We start from the raw sequence: 24,595 nt of genomic DNA on the forward strand, positions 1-24,595 counted from the left end.
ACGAGCTACTCTTGAATCACAACCAGGTCATCACGGTGAATGACCTCTGAACCATAGTCGTAACCAAGAATGTCACCAATATCTTTACTGTGCTTACCAGCTATTTTCGCTAGGTCTTGGCTCGAATAACTGGCGATGCCACGCGCAATCACTTTACTTTTTCTATCTGTGACTTGAGTGACTTCACCACGAGAGAATTCGCCTTTAACTCGAACGACCCCTTTAGCCAACAAGCTACTGCCTTTAGTATGCACAGCATTGACTGCACCATCATCTACCACGATGTGACCAACAGAAGCAGGGCCAGCTAAAATCCAACGTTTACGGTTTTCAAGTGCTTCTGCTAAAGGCAAGAAACGGGTGCCTTGTGGGCTGTCACTCAATGAGTCGAACACCACATTTTCAGCACTGCCCGCCGCGATAATCACTTCAATCCCCGCACGACGAGCAATATCAGCCGCCTGCAGTTTGGTTGCCATTCCGCCAGTACCCAACGTAGTTCCACTGCCGCCTGCGATCTTACGCAGTGTGTCATCAATCGTTTTTACTTCTTTGATGAGCTCTGCATTTGGATCTTTACGAGGGTCAGCTGTAAACAAACCTTTTTGGTCGGTTAGCAGCAAAAGCTTATCCGCACCGCATAAAATACCAACCAGTGCTGATAAGTTATCGTTATCACCCACTTTAATTTCGCTGGTCGCTACTGCGTCATTTTCATTAACCACGGGGATAATATCGTGGTCGACTAATGCATTAATCGTGTCCCGTGCATTTAGAAAACGCTCGCGATCATCAAGATCAGCGCGAGTCAGCAGCATCTGGCCAATCTTAAGGCCATAAATAGCGAACAAAGACTCCCAAGCTTGAATCAACTGGCTTTGCCCAACGGCCGCCAGCAGCTGCTTGCTTGCCATTGAGTTGGGAAGTGCGGGGTAACCAAGGTGCTCACGCCCTGCCGCCATTGCGCCAGACGAAACCATAACCACTGAGTGGCCTTGTTTTTTTAATTCAGCACATTGACGAACCAGCTCAACCATGTGAGCACGATCTAATGCCAATGTTCCACCAGTTAAGACACTGGTACCCAGTTTAACAACGACAGTTTTACGCTGTGTTGTTGTCCCGCTTTGATGATTTATTGTCATGAAGTCTTTTATGGATAAAACAAATAAGAGGTGATGTTTTAGCAATCAACAGGGGAATTCACAAGTAGAAAAGGTGCGAAATCGCACCTTTTTGCTCTATAGAGAAGACTAACCTTTAAAATCAGATGAATTCGACAGACTCTTCGTCGAATTGAACGCTGATTTCAAATTTAGTTTGAAGTTCATCAACCAATTTTTTATGAAAGGCTACTTGGGTTCGAGAGACTTCGGTGACCGCTTTCTTAGGCAGTGGCAAAGAATCCCAATTACCATCAGTGTTGTATTTACCGATGTTGTATTTCGCCGAATATCCCTCTTCCGACTTATCTAGCTCCAACCACCAGCCCCAGAACTCACGTTCTTCTGGTGATTTTTTATCGTTCACACACACAGACAAGCAATCAAAAATATAGTGCCCTTCTTTTGATTGCGGCTCTCTTAGATAAGGGCCAATAGCCTTTAAAACATTAAGCAAACGATAGTGAGTAGGTTGTTGTGTCACTTCTGACATATTGAATCTCCATCTTCAATGTTAAGAATGACGTTACTCAGGTTTAAAGCAAACGGCTAAATAGCCTTTGATTTTATAAATAGTCACTGAGTATCAGGTACTTAATCTGTACACTTTTCATGCTTAACTAATTTCGGAGAAATGTCACCTAAATAATTCATCCTCAAGCCACTTTATCGCCAATTCGAGGGATTGCTCATAACCTTGTGTAATTGATTTAGTTTTAATTTTCTTCGCTTTACCGTAATCACTGTAAATAGCAACCAGTTGATTATCCGTATGTGGCGACACCGGGTCACCCTCCAAAGCCAATGCCAAAATAGGGACACTCGTCTTACTGTTAGATAACAAACCTTGAACTTTGAGCGACCACGCCATCAATTGTCCAGAAAGGCTATTGATATCCACCGCACCTTTACCAAGGCGAGAAGCCAACACATCCAAATGCATTTTAGGCATCTGCTTTAACTTATCGGCATGAACAAAGATATCGTGGATTGGAGCACCTAAAGAGATACAAGCTTTAAGCTTGCGCTGTTCGATAAAAGATAGCCTCACCATTGCATTGCCACCAAAACGAAAACCAAATAACCCGACCTTATGATGATCCACCCACGGAATGTTAGGCAGTTCATTCAACACGGCTTGATGCAGACAAGAAGAGTCTTCGGTTAATGGCCAGTGTGAACTGTGTCCTATCGATGGCATATCTACGGTTAGCATCGCAATGTTCTTCGGTGCTAAGTAATCTCTAAACAAGCGCCACATATCAGTTTGCAAGCTATCCAAGCCAGCACTCACAATCACAACGGGTTGTGGCTTGTCCGTTTTGGTTAGATGCAAATTCGCTTTGATTTTCTTGTTTTGGTATGGCACTTCAATCTGTTTGACGATCAGCTTGGTATGCTTAATCGCTTCAGAATAAGCGGCGTTCGCCAATACTTGAGCCTGGACTGCAAGGCTGTCGTTCTTAAGATGTGGGTAGCCCGCAATGCTGAAGCACAAAGATGCAGAGAACAATTCTTCTGCCATCTCTTCACCACTCTTTTCGTTCGAACTATTTTGGTGCTGCATGCCTAGCTTAGTCCACTCGTAAGCCCAGTTACCGCTGCGGTAACCCATCACAGTGTCTAACCACTCATCAGTCGTTCGGGAGTTCTTTGATGACGCAACTCGAGCCAATACAGCTTCTTGCTCTATTGGATTAACCCCTTGCCATACCCACTGCAGACGTCTTAAGTTTCGGTACCATGATGAATTGTGCTGCTTACGCTTCTCGCCGAGCAACGCTTCGGAGCTGGGCATGTAACACGTTAGCATTGAGGTCTCTTTGGCCTGCTTATGCTTAACAAACAAGGTTTCCGAAAGGTTTGAGCTCGTTTCTTTTGATTCAGACATTGGAATACTTAATAAGAAATGGTTGTCACTAATCATATAAAAAAAAATGACCCTATGATGGGTCATTTCTCAAAAAATTTAGCTTGCGCTTATTTTGACTTGCGATTTACTGGCTCAACGTAGCTTAGGCTCGTATCCCAAGGTTGCTCAATCCATGTGTCTTGAGGGATATCAACAATGTATTCATCAAGTAAATGTGCACCAGATGGTTTTGCACATACTGCGATTAATTTCGCTTTAGGGTACATTTCGCGAAGCTTACGTGCAGTGTCACCACTATCAACAAGATCTTCAACGATTAAGAAACCTTCACCGTCACCTTCAGGAGCTTTAACGACTGTCATATCACGTTGGTGATCGTGGTCATAGCTAGAGATACAAATCGTATCTACGTGACGAATACCCAATTCACGAGCCAAGATTGCACCAGGAACCAAACCACCACGGCTGACCGCCCAGATACCTTTCCACTGCTCTGCTGGCATTTGCTTTTCAGCTAGTTGACGGCAGTAAGTCTGCATGTTGTCCCAAGTGATAACGAATTTGTTGCTCATAGTATAAAACCTAATAATTTTGTCATGTTATTAGAGGCTATTCCAAACATAACCTCTTCAGCGATTAAGCAGAAATCTAGACGATTAAGCGAAAATGTATTTAAGAATAAAGATAGCCGACATGACCCACACAGCAGGTGAAACGTCGCGACCTTTACCACTTAGCAGCTTAATTACAGCGTAAGCGATGAAACCAAGTGAAATACCCTCAGCAATAGAGTATGTCAGCGGCATAAGCAGACATGTTACCACGACAGGTGCAGCTTCCGTAAGATCACGCCAATCAATGCCCACGAGGCCAGACATCATCAGAATGGCTACATAGAACAATGCGCCTGATGTTGCGTAAGCCGGAATCATACCTGCAAGTGGCGAGAAGAAAAGAGCCAGTAGGAATAAGATACCAACCACAACAGCTGTTAGACCTGTACGGCCACCTTCAGCCACGCCTGCAACACTTTCAACATAAGAAGTCGTGTTTGATGTACCTAGCAATGCACCAATAGACGTTGCTGTAGAGTCAGCAAGCAGTGCTTTGTTTAAACGAGGAAGTTTACCGTCTTCCTTGATTAAGTTTGCTTTCGTTGCAACCCCCACCAAAGTACCCGCAGTATCGAACAAATCGACGAACAAGAATGCGAATACGACTGAAATCATACCTATTTCAAATACCGCAGAGAAATCAAGCTGCATAAACGTTGGTGCTAAGCTTGGTGGTGTAGACATGATGCCACCGTATTGAACATCACCAATAGCAATACCAAGAGCAGTGATAGCTAGAATAGCGATCATGACTGCGCCTTTCACACCACGATGAACAAGAGCAATAGTAAGGAAAAAACCAAGTGCACCTAGGGTTGGGGCAATCGCGGTAATATCACCAAGTGAAACCTTGGTTGCTGGGTTAGAAACAACGATGCCAGCATTGCTAAGAGCAATAAACGCAAGGAAAAGACCAATACCCGCAGAGATACCTACACGCAGAGACATAGGGATAGAGTTGATAATCCATTCACGAATCTTAAAGATACTTAAGAAAATGAAGATTACGCCCGATACGAAAACCGCTGCCAAAGCAACTTGCCACGTATAACCCATCCCCATTACAACAGCGTAAGTAAAGAATGCATTCAGCCCCATACCTGGTGCTTGAGCAATTGGGTAGTTAGCAACAAAGCCCATGATAAAACAGCCAATAGCAGCCGCTAAACAGGTTGCTACAAATACAGCGCCATGGTCCATCCCTGCGTCAGCTAGAATCATTGGGTTTACAAAAATAATGTAAGCCATTGTTAGGAAGGTTGTTAGACCTGCGATGATTTCAGTGCGCACATTGGTGCCATTTTCACTGAGTTTGAATAGCTTTTCGAACATTATCGAATCCTATAAGAGTAAACGGTTGCGTAATCGATTGGCCGTGGATTATAAAGTTATCAAATAACAAATTCCAGATAGAATTAAGGCTCTAATCGATATTTATCAGAATACTTTATGAAACAAAGCGATTAAAAAGGAAGGTAGCTAGAGAAAATAACCATAATAAACAGTTAATTAATACTATTATTCATGATGGAATTTCTTGGTTACTTTTTCGACCATCAATTATTTTAATAGAGAATCTAGCCATTAAACTCTGAATTCAAACCCACAAGAGTTATGTATTTTTCAACAAGATCAGTAATCAGGCGTAAATTGATATTTCGGCGTTTAAAAAACAACCATGCAGAACAGCAGGGAAAGTGACAAGCTAAAGCGGTTTGGAAAAGTAGCAGGCAAAAAAAACGCCACTCAAAACTGAGTGGCGGTAGAATCTGTCAACCAAAAGGGTTGTAAAAGAATTCCAATATATAGGGGTGAACAAAACTGTTCGAGTTACATGCTTACGGTATTAGTAACCAAAGCTTGTAGGGTATGCAAAGTTGCTAGTGTAAACAGAGCTGTTAAGCCAGAACATTGCAGATGGTAAACCTTTCATAACTATCACCTTAATAAATCAATAAAAAACGAATTTGATTTCTCGGTTCCTTGGAGGCGATAAAACGGACTCATCCTTTGAGCATTTACTCTTCACCTTAGAAGTTGGTTATTAATATACCCTAAAGAAAAAATATTACAACTTTTTATTGCGACACATCACACTTTTGACTAAATAAGATCACAACCCAAACCCATAAGTGTAATTAAATTACAAAATAAACTTAAACAAACGTTTGCTTGGGTTATTTATAAGCATCAAAGCGCTTAGTTATGATCGGATGGACAAAATCGCTTTCAAAATTTGAGGTGTTTGAGGTTTAGAAGCGCTACTCGTCAAAACACTCAAGTGGTATGCTGTTACCATCAAAACAGACCCATATTTTAGATTTTTGTTCTAGGTTTTTACCCATGAGAATCCTAAATATATGGTTACCAAATAAAAAAGGAGTCATCCGTGTCTGAATTCCATTCTGAGATCAGTAAATTATCCCCTGCCCCTATTTGGCAGTTCTTCGATAAGATTTGCTCAATCCCACATCCTTCTAAGCATGAGGAAGAGCTAGCTCAATACATTATTGCTTGGGCAACAGAGCAAGGTTTAAGTGTGCGTCGCGACCCAACGGGTAACGTCTTCATTACTAAACCTGCAACGCCAGGCATGGAAAACAAAAAAGGTGTGGTGCTGCAAGCGCACATCGATATGGTTCCACAAAAGAATGAAGACACGGTTCACGACTTCGCTAAAGATCCTATCCAGCCATACATTGATGGTGAGTGGGTTACAGCAAAAGGCACAACACTTGGCGCTGATAACGGCATGGGCATGGCTTCTTGCCTAGCGGTTCTTGCGTCAAACGAAATCAAGCACGGCCCTATAGAAGTTCTACTCACTGTAGATGAAGAAGCAGGAATGACAGGTGCTTTCGGTCTTGAAGCTGGTTGGTTAGAAGGCGATATCCTTCTTAATACCGATTCAGAGCAAGAAGGTGAAGTATATATGGGTTGTGCTGGCGGTATCGACGGTACAATGACTTTCGACATCACTCGAGATGCTATTCCTGCAGATTTCGTAACGCGCAAACTAACACTTAAAGGCCTTAAAGGCGGTCACTCGGGTTGTGATATCCATACTGGTCGTGCAAACGCAAACAAACTACTTGCCCGTTTCTTAGCGAGTCACGCAAAAAAGCTAGACCTTCGCATCGTAGAGTTCAAAGGTGGTAGCCTTCGTAACGCAATTCCTCGTGAAGGTTTCGTAACGGTTGCAGTTCCTGCTGCAAACCAAGAGGAACTGGCTTCGCTATACAACTACTACACCGAGCTTCTATCAACTGAACTAGGTAACATCGAAGACAGCATCGTAACATTCAACGAAGAAGTCGCCGTTGAAATGGGTACTCTTGCACAAGCAGAACAGACGCGCTTTATCGCAGCACTTAACGCAGCACCAAACGGCGTGATTCGTATGAGTGACGAGATTGAAGGTGTTGTGGAAACATCTCTAAACGTAGGTGTGATCACGACAGAAGAGAATTCAATCACAGTACTTTGCCTGATCCGTTCCCTTATCGACTCAGGTCGCAGCCAAGTAGAAAGCATGCTTCACTCTATTGCTGAACTAGCAGGTGCTAACATCGCGTTCTCTGGTGCTTATCCAGGTTGGAAACCAGACGCAGATTCTGAAATCATGCACATATTCCGCGACATGTACGAAGGCATATACGGTCACAAGCCAAATATCATGGTTATCCATGCTGGTCTTGAGTGTGGTCTATTCAAAGAACCTTACCCAAACATGGATATGGTTTCTTTCGGCCCAACGATCAAATTCCCTCACTCTCCAGACGAGAAAGTGAAGATTGATACCGTTGAGCTATTCTGGAACCAAATGGTTGCACTGCTTGAAGCAATCCCAGAAAAAGCTTAATTCGATAAGCTATGTTTGCTCAATAAATCGTACTTTTCAGTAAACACCGTTTATCCGAGGCAAAATAAAACAGGTACTCAATGAGTACCTGTTTTTGTATCTAATATTTGTTAATCGACTATTTGTGACTAAAGAAGTAATACCAATCACAGTAAGTAAGTGTTCAGAAATAGCGCAGGAAAAAGGCTTGAGAACAAGGCGTGATTTTCTGATAAGTAGTTATTCTACAATCAAAAATCACAACGCAGTTATCGAGATTTTTAACAAGCTAGGGTGACCAGTTATTTACTACGATTGGTATAACTAAGCGCGTGAAGCCGCGTAGCTTTCTAGCTCATCCATTGAAGTTTGTGCCACAACTTCGCCATCGATGAAGTACGTCACCATCTCGCCATCACGAACACCGATTAACGTCGCGCGCTCACCAGATTGGTAAGTAATGTCCATTTGGATCGTGTTTTCATCAATCTGCTGCATTTGACCCTGCTCGATCACATCTGTACTCGTGATAGGACCTATTGGCGCTTCCGTTAGAGACGGGTCAAGTTGGTTATTAATGTCTAGGTAAGTGTCAGTCTTTGTATCAAAGATGTGTGGAGAACCCGTTAGTGGGTTGCTACCAGTCCAGAACTCTAGTGAATTGAATACCAGGTAATCAGCAGCAACCGTTAGACCGTATGCAGGTGCGAGTAGCATGTTCAAACCACCACGAGCGTAACGGTTATCAACAGCCTTAACGTTGAACTTCATTAGGTAACCCGTTACTGCGTTACTACCAACACAGCCAGATAAAGCAACAGATACCACCGCCAGTGCAACGACTTTTGAAATTGTTTTTTTCATTTTGATCTCAATATTTGAATTTGGCCGCCAAAAAATGGCGGTGGATAATACCAACGAACTGAATAACAAATATCAGCGCTAAATCAATGTATTGTCATAAAATTCACAATTTGAAACACCCTTCAATTAGCCAAATAAAAAACTGAAACCAATTCGGAAGCCCCTTCATAAAAAACTTTTGTCGTCACCGTAAAGCGATTGATTCGTACTAAAAATCAACGATTGCTACATTCCGTGTTAACGAATTATCACCATGTTGAGAACAACCTAAATGGCAAGACTAAAACCTAACCAACCATTCGAATTACTTGGTTATACTGTTCAGCCAGGACAGCGAATGGAGATTGAACTGCAAGCAGCTCAGCTTTATACACACTCTCCACTTTCAATCCCGATTGAAATCATTCACGGTCGCCAAGCAGGCCCAACACTGATGGTAAACGCGGCGATCCACGGCGATGAGTTAAATGGTGTTGAGATTGCCCGCCAGTTAACCAATGCTATCGATCCGAAGAAGTTGAAAGGTACCTTAATTGTTGTGCCTATCGTTAACGTGTTCGGCTTCATCCATAAGTCTCGTTACCTACCAGACCGCCGTGACCTAAACCGTTGCTTCCCTGGTAGTGAGAAAGGATCGTTAACATCACGTATCGCTTACACCTTCTTCGAGAATGTTGCGAAGCACTGTGATTTCATCTTAGATTTACACACGGGGGCGATTCACCGTACGAATCTGCCACAGATTCGTGCAAACCTGTCGAACCCAGAAACACTGCGCATCGCAAAAGCGTTTGCAACACCAGTGATCATTGATTCTCCACTGCGTGACGGTTCACTGCGTAGCGAAGCGGAAAAACTTGGTATTCCTGTATTAACTTACGAAGGTGGTGAAGCGTTGCGTTTTGATCCTTTAGCGATCCGTGCCGGTTACCTTGGCGCTCACCAAGTTATGAAAGAAATCGGTATGTTGCGCCCGAACCGTAAGAAGTTGCCAGAGCCAGTATTGAGCAAATCGACCAGTTGGATCCGCGCTGAATCAGACGGGATCTTACGTAATATGGTAGGGCTTGGTGAACAAGTTGAAGCCGGGCAAACTCTGGCTTACATCAGCTCTCCACTGGGTCACCAAGAAGGCCAAGTGATCACAACCAAAGGCGGTATCGTGATTGGTCAGCAAACTCTGCCTTTGGTGAACGAAGGTGATGCTGTGTTCCACATCGCTTACTTCAAGCAAGACGATGAAGAAGTCGGGCAATCAGTAGAAAGCTACATTGAAGAAGTGGCAGAAGATGATTGGCTAACTGCACTGAATAACTGATCAGACAATGCTTAAAAGTTTAAGAGCTCGACGTTAAAAGCGAGAAGCCAAAACAGTGCTCTTAAACACAATAAAACAGAACTCCACAAACTAAAAAGCCCCAATACACTTTTAACTAGAAAGAAAAAAGTTGTATCGGGGCTTTTTTTTCACAAATCCCTTATCTTAAAATTAAGGGATCTATAAATTAGTCATGCACTGAATTACTCAGCGTCTTCTTGCTCTTCTGCACGAGCCTTAGCGCGTGCTTCACGTGTTTGCTCAGCTTTAAGCTCTTTAGTGTGACGTAGTTCGTCACGCTCTTTACGCTGCTCTGATTTACGCTCGTTACGTTCAGCTTGGTTAGCGATGAAAGAGGCTAGCTCTTTCTCTGCCCACTCTTGTGCTAGAGCTTCAGTTTCGAAACCAGACTCACGCTTAGATACTGTAGTGCTGCGAGACGTTACTTGACGAGTAATCTCTGCACACCAACCGTTGCGTTTTTCTGTAAGGCGGATATCAAATTTTTTGTTCTTAGACATGTTCTATTTTTTCCTAAGGGAGATCATTAAGGGATCGGTCAACTTTGATAACTCCATCTAAGTGAGCATCTTTTAACACCATCCCTTGGTAAGCGCGATATTAGAGCACAAATCAATGAATATTGCTGCAAATATTTGCAGCGGATCACACTCCAATGCTGTATAGACTGAAATTAACTTAGCCCGGATGACCATCCACTCGCGGTGTTAGTAACATCATGCCAAATTTCCAAATAAACAGACCGAACGCCAACGTCCATAAGCCTGCACTGAGGTTAACCATCTCAAACAGATAAGCCGGGAAGAAAGTCACACCTAAGCTACGTACGAGCGCTGCTAAAAAAATAGCCGAGAACGCTAACGCCATGCTTGGCCCTTTATAGATAGCACGACCAGTGTGTCCCATTGTCACGCGCGTAATCATCGCTAGAATCAAACCGCTCAAGCCACCAATCGCAAACAAGTGCAGCATGTTGTGGCTCGCGAACGGGTTGTCTAATAAACCACGTAACAGCAAGCTGAGAGGGATACATAAGTAAGCCGCATGCAGCGACCACACCAAGGGCTCAGATAACGTAGTCCAAGGCTTCCAGCGGATAAAGCGCACCAACTGAGTTACCCCTGCAAATACCATCAACTCATTGCCGACTTGAGCAAAGGTCAATGGGAAGAAACTCAGAACAAACAGTCCTATTAAAGGCAAGTTTGCAAGCCATTCCAACCAAACCAAGGGCTGCGCTTTTTCAAAGTCGAAACGACGCGCTGTGAAAAATGGAATCACTCGTCCGCCCATTACAGACAGCAACAACGTAAACCACCACAACATCGCTTGCCATACCGCTGATGATGGGAACGGAGGCATGCCCTTAATGGTCGCGTAGCTCGCAAAGTTTGCCACGATAGCCAGTACAAACAGCGGGACGAAGAATAGATTTTTCCATCCTTTCGACTGCACTACTCGAAAACCAATCTCGTAAGCCGCGAAAATTAAGAACAGCGCTTCAATCGAAGAGATCATCCACAGCGGAGCCGGTGTCCAAAAAAGAATGCGAGGTGCCAACCACAAGCCGACTAGCACGCCTAATCGATAATACTTGGTACCATTGACCCCCGTCCACGTTTGCACCGCAGTCAGAACAAAACCAACCACAATCGCCATAGAAAAACCAAACAGCATTTCATGTACGTGCCACCAAAGCGCGGGTACTTTTAACACTTCAGGCTGACCATTTTGGAACATGACAACCCAAGCCACAATCGCAATCACAGCATATAGGCTGCCTAAAAAGAAGAAAGGTCGGAAGCCTAAACGCAGGTAGACTGGAATCGCGTCTTCTACACTTTTATCTGTGATATTTAACAAACTCGCTCCTAATGCTCAGATAGCGGCTAAGGTATTACCTAAACCAAATTTGGTTTGCATCAAATTCGATGCAATCTGCTGATCACATTGCATTAAACGCGCCAATTCGATAAAGCCCGTAAAAACAGCTACTCACAAGATTCATAGACCAATAAATAAGTCAAAAACACACAACAAAAAGAGTCATAAAGACATATAGATGTATAAATAAAAACTTACTGACTTTTGCGATTGCGACACATATAGTAAGGTTAGACTTAAATGGAAAAACTCAGACAGAGAAAGCGATGTATATTTTTGGTTATGGCAGCTTAATCAACTCATCTTCACGCCAGCTTACCGGTCAGACAGGGCAAGCGATCCCTGCGATTGTTCATGGCTTAATTCGCCATTGGAGCAAGATCGATGACAGCTATGTGTTGTCACCTTTGATCGTCAATCTTGGTGAAGGGCAAGTGAATGGTGTTTTGCTTGAAGTCGATGATGTAGCCTTGGCTGAGTTTGATCGCCGTGAACGTGGCTATCATCGAATCGAGTTAAAAGCCGATCAGATAGAGAGCCAAACTGATTTCAAAACGGATCAATCGATCTGGGTTTACATCAAAGACGATATTACAGCGCCTTGTGAAGACAGCCCTATCGTTCAAACCTATGTCGATACCGTTATGGCAGGATGTTTAGAGGTGTCTGAAAGCTTTGCGGCGCACTTTGTGGAACACACACAAGGTTGGCACCACCCATTAGAAAATGATCGCCACCAGCCAAAATACGGCAACCTTGCTGGCGTTTCTGAGCACCACCACAGTGTGATTGATGGTTTAATACTGAGTGTTCGCAGTTAGCCTTTGAGGGCTTTGGTTATTTTGGATCTTTGAGAACAGGGAAGTCGATGAACTTATAACAAGTAGGCTCACCGACTAAAATAAACCGCTTAAACCACTCGAATACCCGCTGGCATTGCACGTTCTGGCGTCAGCAATACGCTTTCAGATTCATCTTCCGTTTCTGCACATAGCAACATGCACTCAGAAGTGTGCCCTCTCATCTTCGCCTTTGCTAGATTGCACAAAACAACAACCTGCTTACCCATCAACTCTTCTTCTGTGTAGTAAGGGACTAGGCTGGTCACCGTTTGCAGCGTCTTGTCCCCCACATCCACTTGCACGATGTAAAGCTTGTCGGCGTTTTCATGACGCACAACCTCGATGATCTTACCCACACGCATTTCTAACTTAGCAAAGTCGCCATAAGAGACAGTATCCATTTCTCACTTCCTATATTGATTTATTTTCACTCATCAAACAATTTACTAAAATTAAGTAAAATGTAAACATTTACACTAGCATTAAGCCTAATAATTACAAGAGGTAAAGATCTCATTACTGGAAGTAAAATGAGAGTTTCGTTGCCTTGCACTCATTGTCGGTGTTAAATAGATGCAGCAATGTATAGAGGTTAAAAATGGCAACAATTAAAGATGTCGCAAAAGAATCCGGTGTATCCGTCGCAACCGTATCTCGGGTGATCAACAAATCTCCGAAGGCCAGTGCGAGCTCTATTGAGTCGGTAACGAAAGCCATGGCAAAGCTCGGCTATCGCCCGAATGCCAATGCCCGTGCACTCGTAAGCCAAAGCACCAATACCGTCGGTGTATTGGTTGGTGATATTTCCGATCCTTTCTTCGGCACGCTAGTTAAGTCGGTCGACAACGTTGCAAGAGAGAACGGCAAACACATCTTAGTGGGTAATGGTTCTCACAATCGTGAAGAAGAGCAACAAGCGATTGAACTGCTGATCAACAGCCGTTGTGATGCGCTAATCATTCACTCGAAAGGCCTAACTGACGAAGAGCTGATTGCTTACTCTAAAGAAGTAAAAGGCTTAGTGCTGATCAACCGTTACATCGAAGAAATCGCCAATCGCTGTATCTTCCTAGATAACAAAAAAGGCGCCTTCCTCGCGACTGAATACTTAATCCGACATGGTCATAAAAACATTGCGTGTATCGCCTCTTCTTCAAGCATTGAAGATGCCAACGAGCGTGTTGAAGGTTACCAAGCCGCGCTAAAAGAGTATGGTATTGAGTTATCTGAAAGCTATGTTGAACAGGCTCTGCCAACCAGTGACGGTGGCGAATATGCGATGACAAACCTGCTGACTAAGTCACTGCCAATCACTGGTATTGTGGCTTACAACGATTACATGGCGGCGGGGGCTTTGTCTGTACTCGATGAGAACGGAATCCAAGCGCCAGAGAAAATGTCGATCATCGGATTCGATGATGGCTTAATTGCCCGCTATGTTCATCCGAAGCTGACTACGATTCGTTACCCAATTCAAATGATGGCTGAGAAAGCAACACGACTTGCCTTGAATTTAGCCAAAGGTGAAGACACCTCAGCAGAGCCAATGATGTTCTCTCCAACTTTGGTGCGTCGTAATTCGGTAGAGAAAATCTAAGTTCAGGTCACTGACCAAACAGCAAACAAAAAAAGCCCTAACAGAATCGCTTCTGTTAGGGCTTTCCTACCTTACTCTCGTACCCAACAATCACTCCCTTATTAGGTCGTAGATTGCTAAGTGCCACTTTTGTTCATCCCCCCAAGAGCAGCGTAATAAATCACACCGCTCCATTCATAAATCAACAAAAGAACTTGGCATCACCGCTTTGAGCTAGAGCGTACTAGTTTGAAGAATCCCCCGAAAATTCAAACTGGTAGCAGGTACGGTAGTGGTATTCTTGTTCAGGCTGGAGAATACAACTGTCCTGCTTCCACTCTGGGTGGTTAGGAGAGTCAGGTAAGAACTGGGTTTCTAATGCCAAACCTGCGTAATCTTCATAGCTGCCACCACTTCGGTTTGGTGTACCACCAAGCCGGTTTCCGGTGTATAGCTGCATCGCAGGTTTGGTTGAAAATACTTTTAAGGTGACTAACGCATCTGGCGAGGTCACGGTCGCAGCACATTGAGTGCGTTTACAGCCGTCAGCCAATAAGAAAGAGTGATCGTAACCCTTGGCGGCTTTTTGTTGTTCGTCACCTAATAGACGCTCTGAAATCATCATAGGCTGAGTAAAGTCGAAGCTGGTCGATTTCACCGATTTCAAGTTGCCTAATGGAATGCCGACAGAGTTGGTTGGTAAGAACTGAGACGCGTTGATACTCACAATGTGAGACAAGCAATCGTGCCCTGCTTCTGCACCGAGCAGATTGAAGTAGGCATGATTAGTTAGGTTAACTACGGTTGGTTTATCAGTGTTGGCTGTGTAATCGATAGAGACTCGATTATCTTCGGTGATTTCATAACGAACCGACACGTTCAAATTACCCGAAAAACCTTGGTCTCCATCCGCTGACACCAAACTAAACACAACCGATGTTTCAGATTGCTCAGCAATATTCCAGCGACGTTTATCAAAACCATTCGGACCACCGTGTAAGGTATTTCCCGCTTGGTTGGTTTCTAGCTTGTAATTCTTACCATCAATTTTGAAACGACCATTGGCAATGCGGTTGGCGTAACGGCCAACGGTTGTGCCCATATAGCTGGCTTGTTTATCGAAGTTCTCCATTGAGTTAACACCCAACAAAACTTCTCTTTTATTTCCCTTTACTGGCAGGATACAGCTCAACCATGTTGCACCAATATCCATGAATGTCACTTCCATACCGTGTGCATTCGACAGCGTGACAAGCTGAGCAGGTTGGCCATCATAGGCTGCAGTTTCTGTCATGGATTGATGCAGGTTCTGCGCTTGTGTCATTCTAAATTCCTTCTACTGCCAGTAAAAAGCCTCTACGTTGAGGTAAAGGCTTTAGTATTTGGCCTACCATGATCTTTTTACTTGGTAAGCGCTATCTTAAGTCTCGAAGCAGTTAGATTACTTCAATTAGGCTGGCGCCGTCTTTCGCTTGGCACACATAAATTGATTCTTTTAGACCCGTCGCTGCTTGATATTTCTGCTCAACGGTTGTTTTAATTTTATCAACTAAAGCAGGCGGAACCAATGCCACGATACAACCACCAAAGCCACCGCCCGTCATACGCACGCCGCCTTGATCGCCAATCACTTCTTTAACCATATCCACTAGCGTATCGATCTCTTTGACTGTGATTTCAAAATCATCACGCATTGATGCATGCGATTCTGCCATCAACTCACCTATGCGCTTCATGTCATGAGTACGCAGAGCTTGAGCCGCTTCAACGGTGCGGTCATTTTCGGTAATCACGTGACGAGCGCGCTTAGCAACCATCTCATCCAGCTCAGACTCTTTCGCTTTGAATTGCTCAATCGTTACATCACGCAGTGCAGGCACACCGAACAGACGAGCCGCTTCTTCACACTGCTCACGACGCGTGTTGTATTCACTGTCGACCAAGCCACGTTTCTTGTTTGAATTGATGATCACCACCGCCATGTCTTCTGGCATTGAAACCGCTTGAGTTTCTAAGCTACGGCAATCCAAAAGCATCGCGTGATTCGCAAGGCCTTCTGCCGAGATCATTTGATCCATGATGCCGCAGTTACAGCCTACAAATTCGTTTTCCGCTTGCTGACCATTTAGCGCAACTTCAGCCTGACTTATCTCTAAGTTGTAAAGTACCTTAAATGTCTGTCCAATGACCACTTCCAGAGCCGCAGAAGAACTTAAACCGGCACCTTGAGGCACGTTGCCGGCTACAGAAATATCCGCACCTTTAAACTCATAGCCACGACCAATTAAGCACTTCACCACGCCACGAATATAGTTCGCCCACATCTTGTCTTGTTGGAAGGTAATCTCTTGCGTGATATCGAATTCGTCTACCGCATTATCGTAGTCGACAGACACCACACGCACCATGTTGTCATCGCGCTTTGCTGCTGCGACAACGGTTTGGTAGTTAATGGCACACGGTAGAACAAAACCATCATTGTAGTCAGTGTGTTCACCAATCAGGTTCACACGACCAGGCGCTTGAACGATGTAAGTCGCTTGGTAACCAAGGACTTGCTCAAAAGATGCTTTCACGTTTTGGATTAGATCAGACATAAGTAAACTCTCTGCTTAAACTCTTTGTTCAATTGTGGTCCCTTCATGGCACCACTTTAATTCTATGAGATTCTCTATCTCGTTTGTTATTTACGAAGCAGGTATCACTGCTCTTTGTAGTGAACATCACTCAAATCGCGAAGACGTTGCGCCGCTTGTTCTGCGGTCAAATCGCGTTGCGATTCCGCCAACATTTCGTAGCCCACCATGAACTTACGAACAGATGCGCTGCGTAGTAGTGGCGGGTAGAAAAGCGCGTGCAGTTGCCAATGGTCGATGTCGGTGCCTTCTTCAAAGAACGGCGCATAGTGCCAACCCATCGAGTATGGGAATGAGCATTGGAACAAATTGTCGTAGCGGCTGGTCAGCTTCTTAATTGCAAGTGCCAAATCATCACGTTGTTCATCAGTCAGTTCACTCATACGACGAATATGTGTTTTTGGCAGCAACATGGTTTCGAATGGCCACGCCGCCCAGTAAGGTACGACAGCAATCCAATGTTCCGTTTCAACCACAGTGCGTGAGCCGTCTTTCATTTCAGCTTCAACGTAATCCACTAATAGGTTTGTGCCCTGTTGCTCAAAATATTCTTTTAGAAGCTTTTCTTTACGTTCAATCTCGTTTGGCAGAAAGCTGTTCGCCCAAATTTGACCGTGTGGGTGAGGCTGAGAACAGCCCATTGTCTCGCCTTTGTTTTCAAACGCTTGAACCCATAGGTAATCTTTACCTAGCTCTTCAATCTGCTCGTTCCAGGTATCGATCACGCCGCGGATTTTGTTCACCGGTAACTCTGGCAACGTTTTGCTGTGGTCTGGAGAGAAACAGATAACGCGGCTCAACCCACGAACACCTTGAGTCTTAAATAGAGGGTTGTCAGACTCTGGAGCGTCAGGCGAATCAGGCATCAACGCCGCGAAATCATTACTGAACACATAAGTACCGTCGTAATCTGGGTTTTGATCACCCGAGATACGTGTGTTGGTCGGGCACAAGAAACACTCTTTCTCGTACTCAGGAAGTTGTTCAGTCGATGGCTTCTCGTCTTGACCACTCCACGGGCGTTTAGCACGGTGCGGTGATACTAAGATCCACTGACCCGTTAGTGGGTTATAACGACGATGCGGGTGGTCTACTGGGTTAAATTCAACTTTTGACATACTTACATTGCTCTTAATTTTTGTGTCTTGGTCAATTCACCAAGACGAATAATTCTTCTACAAGGAGATTCAAAATATCTCTTCATCTGCATTCACCAATAAAATTGGAATTACATCCAACAACGCTGCGACTTCAATTACACAGACTAGTAGCCGTTCGGGTTATTCGACTGCCACTTCCACGTATCCGCCGTCATTTCCATCACACTGCGTGTCGCCTTCCAACCCAGTTCACGCTCTGCTTTTTCAGTGCTTGCCCAACATTCGGCAATATCACCAGCACGGCGCGGGCAAAGTTCATAAGGAACAGGCTTGCCCGATGCTTCAGCAAAAGCTTCAACCATCTCAAGTACACTCGATCCTTTACCTGTACCTAGGTTGTAAATGTGCAAACCCGCTTTCTCGCCCACGGCTTTTAATGCTGCTACGTGGCCGTCAGCCAAATCCATTACGTGGATGTAGTCACGCACACCTGTTCCATCTGGTGTTGGGTAATCGTTTCCAAAGATAGAAAGCTTCTCTCTTCGGCCTACAGCAACCTGTGCGATGAACGGCATTAGGTTGTTTGGAATGCCTTGCGGGTCTTCACCCATGGTGCCTGACGGATGTGCGCCAACAGGGTTAAAGTAGCGCAGTAAAGTGACGCTCCAGTCGTTTTCCGCGTTGAACAGATCGCTTAAGCACTCTTCCGCCATATATTTGCTGCGTCCATAAGGGTTAGTTGTCGCGCCAGTTGGTGAAGTTTCAGTAATAGGTACAACTTCAGGGTCACCGTAAACGGTAGCCGAAGAACTAAATACGATGCTTTTCACGCCCGCTTTCTTCATGCTACGCGCTAGGACCAGAGAACCATTGACGTTGTTATCGTAGTACTCCAAAGGCTTAGCAACTGATTCTCCTACCGCTTTTAGGCCAGCAAAATGAATCACCGCTTGAATGTCATGCTTGGCAAACACGCTATCTAGGAAAGATTCATCACGAATATCTCCAAGGTAAAATGTTGGTGTTTGACCGGTTAGCGCATTGATTCGCTCCAGTACGAGTTCTTTGCTGTTGCAAAGGTTGTCTACAATGATTGGCTCTATGCCCGCTTGCATCATTTGAATGCATGTATGACTTCCGATGTAACCCATGCCGCCCGTAACCAGTACTTTCACAATCAACCTCTCTTTGTCGTCATTCGTGGGCTAACTCGAACTGACATTCAGCTCAGTAGCACCGTATGTCAGAAATAGTAGCAGCCATTTTGACTATAATTCTGTGATCAAAATCACGGAGTGTAAACGTTTACACAAATCGCATCATTGGTACTGACATGACATAGAGAGAACGTATAGCTGTTAACTTCTAATTCATTGAATTTTAATAAGATAATTATAGGTAGTTAGATTTGAGACATCACAGATGTGTTGAGCATTTATTTTACTAAAAGTTAATGCATTGGCTTTCAGTTTGATTACAATAGGTCTGTAGAATTAAGAGGTGCATTGCTTTTTTTACTAAAGACGAATTTCAAAGCAGCGCAATGTTCCAAGAACAGGAAGTGAGTATGGCAACGTTAAAAGATATCGCGACTGAAGCAAATGTTTCATTAGCTACCGTTTCCCGGGTTCTCAATGAAGATCCAACATTAAGCGTCAAGGAAGAGACCAAGAGGCGGATCTTTGAAATTGCCGAGAAATTGGAATACAAAACCAGCAGCTCACGTAAATCTGTTAGCGGTAAAAAACAGATCCACCACTTCCTTGCTCTGTACAACTACAAGCAAGAAGCGGAAGTTAACGACCCTTACTACCTATCCATTCGTCATGGTATTGAAACTCAATGCGAAAAAATGGAAGTTGGACTAACTAATTGTTATGAAAGAAAAATACAAGTTAACTCTAGCAATATTACCGGTATTTTATTAGTCGGTAGAATGACACAAGAAGTTATCGAGCAAGCAAAAAAGCTCACCGATAATATTTGCTACGTCGACTTTACGGATCACTCAGAACCTTATGATTCTGTCGATATCGACCTTGCTCGTATCAGCAAAGAGATCACCAACTTCTTCATTAACCAAGGTTATCAACGGATTGGTTTCATTGGTGGACAAGACGACATTAACACCTCTGATATTCGCGAAGTGGCTTTTGCTGAATACGGTGGCCTCAAAAATGTTGTCAGTGAGCAAGACATCTACCGTGGTGACTTCTCTAGCTCGTCGGGCTACGACCTAACGAAGAAAATGCTAGAGAGCGGCAATTACCCGAAAGCCATGTTTATTGCATCAGATTCCATCGCTATTGGCGTTTTACGAGCGATTCATGAGCACGGATTGCGCATTCCTGAAGACATTGCGCTGATCAGTGTAAACGACATCCCAACCGCTAAATTTACCTTCCCAAGTTTATCAACCGTTCGTATTCACTCTGAACTGATGGGAATTCAAGGTGTTAACCTTCTGGTTGAAAAAGTACGCGACGGCCGAACCATCCCATTACGCGTCTATGTACCAAGCAAATTAAAGCTGCGCGACACGACAAAATAGTTAAAATATCAAATAGATAAACTAAGGCTACCTTTGTTGAAGGTGGCCTTTTTTGTGCCCATCACATACGCCTATATACACATACCTGCCTCTTTAGTCTGCTTCATAAAACAGCCAATAGCATTCTTTTAAGTGGATCACGCAGCACTGTAAAAAGACCATAAAAAACGTGATGGAGTTAAAGCAAAACGTTTTCACCAACCTCATTTAGTAAAAGTTTTACTAACAATTACCTCAGTCCAAAAATACTCGTATTCACTACGACCCAATTACGCATAAGAACGTCGGTCAGCAAATTGCATTCAGACCGAGAGAGAGGCAACGTGAATTACTCACCTCTAATACCGCCTTCAGGTTTGGGTCTTAGCGTTAAGCTGAGGCCCATTTTTATATCCGCAGAAATAGTTTTTGGCCTACTATGATCCTTTGACTCCATTTGCTGTACTTTAACCATTTTCAACACAACAAAAACGCACCTGATAACGGCAATACCCATTCAATAGCTTGATATAGATCTGTTGCGTTAGCTCGAGTTTTAACTTAGAGCTTGTGTCTGATCGGCATAGTCAGAAACAAAAAACCGAAAGTAGAAACTTTCGGCTTTTGAATAATATTGGGTAATCAGGTCAATAGATTTAATATATCAACTTATTAAAGTCGTCGCCTATTAATCGCAATTTATTTCATCCCAGAACCAGTTCGATTGAATAGGGCTTTCCCATACGCCAGGGCCGTTTTTCGCCACGAAGCACTTACCGTTATGTGTCACCTTGTCGCCATTACTCACTTGGCTCACGCCCGCTTCCCATGTGATAAACACCGATGGATCGACGATAATCGGTGGCTCAGTCACTGGCGGTTCAACAGGGCTTGGGTCTACCGGATCAGGATCGACAGGTGTAGGCTCACCGGCAACTAATTTCCAAGGGCCGCCATTGGCAGGGTCATCCCCTTGTGTCCACCATTTCGCTTCGTAGGTTGCGCCGTTGTGAGTGACTTGGTCACCCGCATTGTAAACCTTGGTCGCACTCCAACCATTACCACCCGGATCAGTACCAGGGTCTACCGGATCAAGCTTATCGACCACTTTCACTTCAGGCCAGCTCGCGTGAGAACCGTAGAAGTTGGTCACACACTTCTCGTAATCGCCAGCCACCAGCGCGGAATATGCCGTTTGGAAACCAACAAGCTCACATTCAAATGAGTAGCCTTCTGGGCGGTCTGCGTAGTATTTCCAGTTACCATCCCAGTTAGTGTATAGCACGTCAGTGGCACCGTTGAGGTTTAAGCTTCCGTAAGGCGTTTGCTGCCAACACGTGTTCTGCTCGTCCACTTCTACAGGAATTTCATAGTGCGCCGCTAGGCCTTCCCAGTAACGAATTCGGTTAACGGGTTGACCTTTGTCTTTATTCTGCTCACCACACTCAATTCCACCATTGATCACGTTGATAGTAGTACCAAAGCCATAACCAATACCGGCATCCAATTCACGTTGCGAGGGTGTCCATGTACGGTCGATCACGTGCAACATTGCAGGTTTAGGTGCTTGAGGAGTAAGGAAGAACCAAATAGCAGAAGCTAGGTTTAACCAAGAGTCAGCAACTAAGGCCGGATTATTCAATAGAACCGTCGCATCACCATCGAACATCACTTCCGAGAACGCACCGTAGTTAAAATGGTAAGAAAGCTGTTTAGCACCACGTCCGAAATAGCCCTGCCCTGTGGCACAAGGCCAACGTTCATTTTGCCAATCGTTCTGGCCACAACCTGTGGTGTAGCCTTCTTGCCCTTCAGACCACCCCATTTCACGAACATGTACCAGCGCTTGCTGCCACTCTTCTAGAGCTAATGGGTTATCAGAAGTGTTGTCGATTGCGATGTGACCGCCCGTCTCTTGAGAGAAGTGAGCAAAAGCGGTGATGATGGATTTCTTACAGATGGCATCAGAATCTCGCCCATCAGTGTACTCTCCACAGAAGGCTGGGAATTTACCAATCGCGCGCAAGAAACGAGTATAAGTGTATTCTGGTGCCGCCATCTGAGTGAGAAAGTTCCATTCAGATTGAGGAAATACACGCTCAACACGCTTTACGTTTTCAGGGTTAGAAGGCGAACCGGGTTCAATCGCTTCAACGATGGTATTAGAACGAGTTTGAAGGGCCTGTGACCAGATCGCATACATAGGGTCGGAGGTTTTCACCTGTTCAGCAGCTTGTAATGCCGACTTCTCAACAAGGTAACCATTCGGGTTTTGCGGATCAGGTTGGATGTTCAAAAACGCATGGCTTTGGGCTGCTAATGTACAGCCAAGTATTGCCGCCAAATATTTAATTTTTAACATGGTGGATTCTCTTATCTGTCCTTAATAAGTCCATCAAAGAGTATGCGTCACATGTGAAATGGCCTAGCTGGTGTGGTATGAATTTATAAAAATTGCGAGTGATATTTTTATGTATAGTCCAACACAACAAAGCGTCTCATTGTTTCTTGAGGCGATGTCTAATTTTCGACTAGTTTGGCTCCTAACCGTTCGATATGACTCTTTAATACCTGAATAAGAAAGAAAAAAGCCCCGAACAGAGTTCGAGGCTTTTAAGATTTCAATCAACGTTGGCTAATTCTCTAAGAGATTATTCCCACTCGATAGTTGCTGGTGGCTTACCAGAAATATCGTAAACAACACGTGAAATGCCGTTAACTTCGTTGATAATACGATTAGAGACTTTACCTAGGAAGTCGTATGGCAGGTGTGCCCAATGAGCCGTCATGAAATCGATAGTTTCTACAGCACGTAGAGATACAACCCAATCGTACTTACGGCCATCGCCCATTACGCCAACTGAACGCACTGGTAGGAACACCGTGAATGCTTGAGATACTTTGTGATAAAGGTCAGCAGCGTGAAGTTCTTCAATGAAGATAGCATCAGCACGACGCAGCAGATCACAGTACTCTTTCTTGATTTCACCAAGAACACGAACACCTAGACCAGGACCTGGGAATGGGTGGCGGTAAAGCATGTTGTATGGAAGACCAAGTTCTAGGCCGATCTTACGTACTTCATCTTTAAACAGCTCACGTAGAGGCTCAACAAGGCCCATTTCCATATCATCAGGAAGACCACCAACGTTGTGGTGAGATTTGATTACGTGTGCTTTACCCGTCTTAGAAGCAGCAGACTCGATTACGTCTGGGTAGATAGTACCCTGAGCAAGCCATTTAGCATTCTTAAGTTTCTTAGACTCTTCATCGAAGATATCTACGAATACGTGACCGATGATCTTACGCTTAGCTTCCGGTTCAGCTTCACCTTCTAACGCATTAAGGAAACGATCTTCAGCATCTACTTTGATGATGTTTAGGCCAAACTTGTTACCAAACATATCCATAACTTGCTCTGCTTCGTTCAAACGAAGAAGGCCATTATCTACAAATACACAAGTTAGTTTGTCACCGATTGCACGGTGAGCAAGCATTGCAACTACAGATGAATCAACGCCACCAGAAAGGCCAAGGATAACTTCATCATCACCTACTTGCTCTTTAATACGAGCAACCGCATCTTCGATGATGGATTCAGAAGTCCATAAACGCTCACAGCCGCAAACGTTAAGAACAAAGTTCTCAAGCATTTTAAGACCATTCTTAGTGTGCGTTACTTCAGGATGGAATTGCACGCCATAGTACTTCTTCTCTTCATTTGCCATCGCAGCATATGGGCAAGTGTCTGTTGCTGCGATCTTTATGAAATCAGCAGGAATCTCAACCACTTTGTCGCCGTGGCTCATCCAAACATCTTGCGTCGCTTCAAGGTTAGCAAATAATGCTGAATCACCCGTAACCTGAACCGCGGCGTAGCCGAATTCACGCTCGTTAGAACCGGCGACTTTACCACCAAGCTGTTCTGCCATGGTTTGCATGCCGTAGCACACACCAAATACAGGAACACCTGAATCAAATACGTACTGAGGTGCGCGCGGAGAGTTCTCTTCCGTCACACTTTCAGGTCCACCAGATAGGATGATACCGTCTGGATTGAATTCACGAATATCCGCTTCTTCTACATCCCAGCTCCAAAGTTCACAGTAAACACCGATCTCACGAATACGACGAGCAACTAGCTGTGTGTATTGAGAACCGAAATCCAGAATTAGAATACGTTGGTCATGAATATTTTTAGTCATTGTAAGCAGTCTTATTGGCTATGTGATAAAACGGAAGCGAGTTTACTCACCTCTGATTAACTCTTCAAGAAATAAAGCAAACGTTTTCGTTGGTTATCTGTAAGACGATGTTTTGTGAGAACCACTCT

General features: G+C 44.3%; 20 protein-coding genes. 5 read left to right on the top strand and 15 right to left on the bottom strand.

The window, feature by feature from the left end:
• Positions 1-5 precede the first annotated feature (5 nt).
• The 5 genes from proB to OCV24_RS10990 form a co-directional block, all read right to left on the bottom strand.
• On the bottom strand, positions 6-1,190 hold the full coding sequence (gene proB, locus OCV24_RS10970) for a glutamate 5-kinase (RefSeq protein ID WP_170960252.1): 1,185 nt from the start codon (positions 1,188-1,190) through the stop codon (positions 6-8).
• A gap of 76 nt (positions 1,191-1,266) precedes the next feature.
• Complete coding sequence (gene crl, locus OCV24_RS10975; RefSeq protein ID WP_077680714.1) at positions 1,267-1,656, bottom strand: sigma factor-binding protein Crl; 390 nt, start codon at positions 1,654-1,656, stop codon at positions 1,267-1,269.
• 144 nt (positions 1,657-1,800) lie between these two features.
• A complete protein-coding gene (gene frsA, locus OCV24_RS10980) occupies positions 1,801-3,054 on the bottom strand; it encodes an esterase FrsA (protein WP_102507692.1) in 1,254 nt (417 codons plus the stop codon).
• Between the two features lie 89 nt (positions 3,055-3,143).
• Positions 3,144-3,608, bottom strand: coding sequence for a xanthine phosphoribosyltransferase (locus tag OCV24_RS10985; RefSeq protein ID WP_017056245.1), 465 nt, complete (start codon positions 3,606-3,608; stop codon positions 3,144-3,146).
• 84 nt (positions 3,609-3,692) lie between these two features.
• Positions 3,693-4,982 (bottom strand): NCS2 family permease, encoded by a 1,290-nt coding sequence (locus OCV24_RS10990; protein WP_017056244.1) that lies wholly within the window; start codon positions 4,980-4,982, stop codon positions 3,693-3,695.
• A gap of 1,057 nt (positions 4,983-6,039) precedes the next feature.
• Between OCV24_RS10990 and OCV24_RS10995 the strand changes: the two genes are divergently transcribed.
• Entirely contained in the window at positions 6,040-7,512 is a 1,473-nt protein-coding gene (locus OCV24_RS10995; protein WP_077680715.1) for an aminoacyl-histidine dipeptidase, read from the top strand.
• 303 nt (positions 7,513-7,815) lie between these two features.
• On the opposite strand, the gene OCV24_RS11000 is transcribed toward OCV24_RS10995, so the two are convergent.
• Positions 7,816-8,355, bottom strand: a complete 540-nt coding sequence (locus OCV24_RS11000) for a DUF3332 family protein (RefSeq protein WP_150879176.1) — start codon at positions 8,353-8,355, stop codon at positions 7,816-7,818.
• Between the two features lie 271 nt (positions 8,356-8,626).
• Between OCV24_RS11000 and OCV24_RS11005 the strand changes: the two genes are divergently transcribed.
• On the top strand, positions 8,627-9,673 hold the full coding sequence (locus OCV24_RS11005; protein WP_046223673.1) for a succinylglutamate desuccinylase/aspartoacylase family protein: 1,047 nt from the start codon (positions 8,627-8,629) through the stop codon (positions 9,671-9,673).
• A 203-nt stretch (positions 9,674-9,876) separates the two neighbouring features.
• Here OCV24_RS11005 and OCV24_RS11010 read toward each other — a convergent pair whose 3' ends face one another.
• Positions 9,877-10,194, bottom strand: coding sequence for a DUF3622 domain-containing protein (locus OCV24_RS11010; protein WP_150879178.1), 318 nt, complete (start codon positions 10,192-10,194; stop codon positions 9,877-9,879).
• 178 nt (positions 10,195-10,372) lie between these two features.
• Positions 10,373-11,557 carry an NnrS family protein gene (locus OCV24_RS11015; RefSeq protein ID WP_150879180.1) on the bottom strand — a complete coding sequence of 395 codons (1,185 nt, stop codon included), beginning with the start codon at positions 11,555-11,557 and terminating at the stop codon, positions 10,373-10,375.
• A 287-nt stretch (positions 11,558-11,844) separates the two neighbouring features.
• Between OCV24_RS11015 and OCV24_RS11020 the strand changes: the two genes are divergently transcribed.
• On the top strand, positions 11,845-12,399 hold the full coding sequence (locus tag OCV24_RS11020; RefSeq protein WP_017056238.1) for a gamma-glutamylcyclotransferase family protein: 555 nt from the start codon (positions 11,845-11,847) through the stop codon (positions 12,397-12,399).
• Positions 12,400-12,488: 89 nt separating this feature from the next.
• Here the strand turns inward: OCV24_RS11020 and OCV24_RS11025 are convergent, their stop codons facing one another.
• On the bottom strand, positions 12,489-12,821 hold the full coding sequence (locus OCV24_RS11025) for a tRNA-binding protein (protein ID WP_017060796.1): 333 nt from the start codon (positions 12,819-12,821) through the stop codon (positions 12,489-12,491).
• A 197-nt stretch (positions 12,822-13,018) separates the two neighbouring features.
• On the opposite strand from OCV24_RS11025, the gene OCV24_RS11030 reads away from it, so the two are divergent.
• Positions 13,019-14,017 carry a substrate-binding domain-containing protein gene (locus OCV24_RS11030; protein WP_102507700.1) on the top strand — a complete coding sequence of 333 codons (999 nt, stop codon included), beginning with the start codon at positions 13,019-13,021 and terminating at the stop codon, positions 14,015-14,017.
• Between the two features lie 223 nt (positions 14,018-14,240).
• On the opposite strand, the gene galM is transcribed toward OCV24_RS11030, so the two are convergent.
• The 4 genes from galM to galE all read right to left on the bottom strand — a co-directional run bounded on the left by galM (position 14,241) and on the right by galE (position 18,907).
• Entirely contained in the window at positions 14,241-15,320 is a 1,080-nt protein-coding gene (gene galM / locus OCV24_RS11035; RefSeq protein WP_150879182.1) for a galactose-1-epimerase, read from the bottom strand.
• A gap of 112 nt (positions 15,321-15,432) precedes the next feature.
• Positions 15,433-16,593, bottom strand: coding sequence for a galactokinase (gene galK, locus OCV24_RS11040; protein WP_150879184.1), 1,161 nt, complete (start codon positions 16,591-16,593; stop codon positions 15,433-15,435).
• Between the two features lie 104 nt (positions 16,594-16,697).
• A complete protein-coding gene (locus OCV24_RS11045; RefSeq protein ID WP_102507706.1) occupies positions 16,698-17,750 on the bottom strand; it encodes a UDP-glucose--hexose-1-phosphate uridylyltransferase in 1,053 nt (350 codons plus the stop codon).
• Positions 17,751-17,896: 146 nt separating this feature from the next.
• Complete coding sequence (gene galE, locus OCV24_RS11050; RefSeq protein WP_102507708.1) at positions 17,897-18,907, bottom strand: UDP-glucose 4-epimerase GalE; 1,011 nt, start codon at positions 18,905-18,907, stop codon at positions 17,897-17,899.
• A gap of 392 nt (positions 18,908-19,299) precedes the next feature.
• Between galE and ebgR the strand changes: the two genes are divergently transcribed.
• Positions 19,300-20,283 (top strand): transcriptional regulator EbgR, encoded by a 984-nt coding sequence (gene ebgR, locus OCV24_RS11055; RefSeq protein WP_150879186.1) that lies wholly within the window; start codon positions 19,300-19,302, stop codon positions 20,281-20,283.
• Between the two features lie 667 nt (positions 20,284-20,950).
• Here ebgR and OCV24_RS11060 read toward each other — a convergent pair.
• Together OCV24_RS11060 and guaA are read right to left on the bottom strand one after the other, a co-directional pair.
• The gene (locus OCV24_RS11060) at positions 20,951-22,624 is read right to left on the bottom strand and encodes a chitinase (RefSeq protein WP_150879188.1); all 1,674 of its coding nucleotides are present in this window, start codon (positions 22,622-22,624) and stop codon (positions 20,951-20,953) included.
• A 289-nt stretch (positions 22,625-22,913) separates the two neighbouring features.
• Positions 22,914-24,467: a glutamine-hydrolyzing GMP synthase gene (gene guaA / locus OCV24_RS11065; protein ID WP_017056215.1), complete on the bottom strand. Its 1,554-nt coding sequence runs from the start codon at positions 24,465-24,467 to the stop codon at positions 22,914-22,916.
• Between the last annotated feature and the right edge of the window lie 128 nt (positions 24,468-24,595).

It is taken from the genome of Vibrio kanaloae (assembly GCF_024347535.1).
In the GTDB taxonomy this organism is placed as follows: domain Bacteria; phylum Pseudomonadota; class Gammaproteobacteria; order Enterobacterales; family Vibrionaceae; genus Vibrio; species Vibrio kanaloae.

Bases quoted from the DNA above. Each gene is read 5' to 3' on its own strand.
- crl (WP_077680714.1), bottom strand. From the start codon at position 1,656: ATGTCAGAAGTGACACAACAACCTACTCACTATCGTTTGCTTAATGTT.
- frsA (WP_102507692.1), bottom strand. From the start codon at position 3,054: ATGTCTGAATCAAAAGAAACGAGCTCAAACCTTTCGGAAACCTTGTTT.
- OCV24_RS10985 (WP_017056245.1), bottom strand. From the start codon at position 3,608: ATGAGCAACAAATTCGTTATCACTTGGGACAACATGCAGACTTACTGC.
- OCV24_RS10990 (WP_017056244.1), bottom strand. From the start codon at position 4,982: ATGTTCGAAAAGCTATTCAAACTCAGTGAAAATGGCACCAATGTGCGC.
- OCV24_RS11000 (WP_150879176.1), bottom strand. From the start codon at position 8,355: ATGAAAAAAACAATTTCAAAAGTCGTTGCACTGGCGGTGGTATCTGTT.
- OCV24_RS11005 (WP_046223673.1), top strand. From the start codon at position 8,627: ATGGCAAGACTAAAACCTAACCAACCATTCGAATTACTTGGTTATACT.
- OCV24_RS11010 (WP_150879178.1), bottom strand. From the start codon at position 10,194: ATGTCTAAGAACAAAAAATTTGATATCCGCCTTACAGAAAAACGCAAC.
- OCV24_RS11020 (WP_017056238.1), top strand. From the start codon at position 11,845: ATGTATATTTTTGGTTATGGCAGCTTAATCAACTCATCTTCACGCCAG.
- OCV24_RS11025 (WP_017060796.1), bottom strand. From the start codon at position 12,821: ATGGATACTGTCTCTTATGGCGACTTTGCTAAGTTAGAAATGCGTGTG.
- OCV24_RS11030 (WP_102507700.1), top strand. From the start codon at position 13,019: ATGGCAACAATTAAAGATGTCGCAAAAGAATCCGGTGTATCCGTCGCA.
- galM (WP_150879182.1), bottom strand. From the start codon at position 15,320: ATGACACAAGCGCAGAACCTGCATCAATCCATGACAGAAACTGCAGCC.
- galK (WP_150879184.1), bottom strand. From the start codon at position 16,593: ATGTCTGATCTAATCCAAAACGTGAAAGCATCTTTTGAGCAAGTCCTT.
- OCV24_RS11045 (WP_102507706.1), bottom strand. From the start codon at position 17,750: ATGTCAAAAGTTGAATTTAACCCAGTAGACCACCCGCATCGTCGTTAT.
- ebgR (WP_150879186.1), top strand. From the start codon at position 19,300: ATGGCAACGTTAAAAGATATCGCGACTGAAGCAAATGTTTCATTAGCT.
- OCV24_RS11060 (WP_150879188.1), bottom strand. From the start codon at position 22,624: ATGTTAAAAATTAAATATTTGGCGGCAATACTTGGCTGTACATTAGCA.
- guaA (WP_017056215.1), bottom strand. From the start codon at position 24,467: ATGACTAAAAATATTCATGACCAACGTATTCTAATTCTGGATTTCGGT.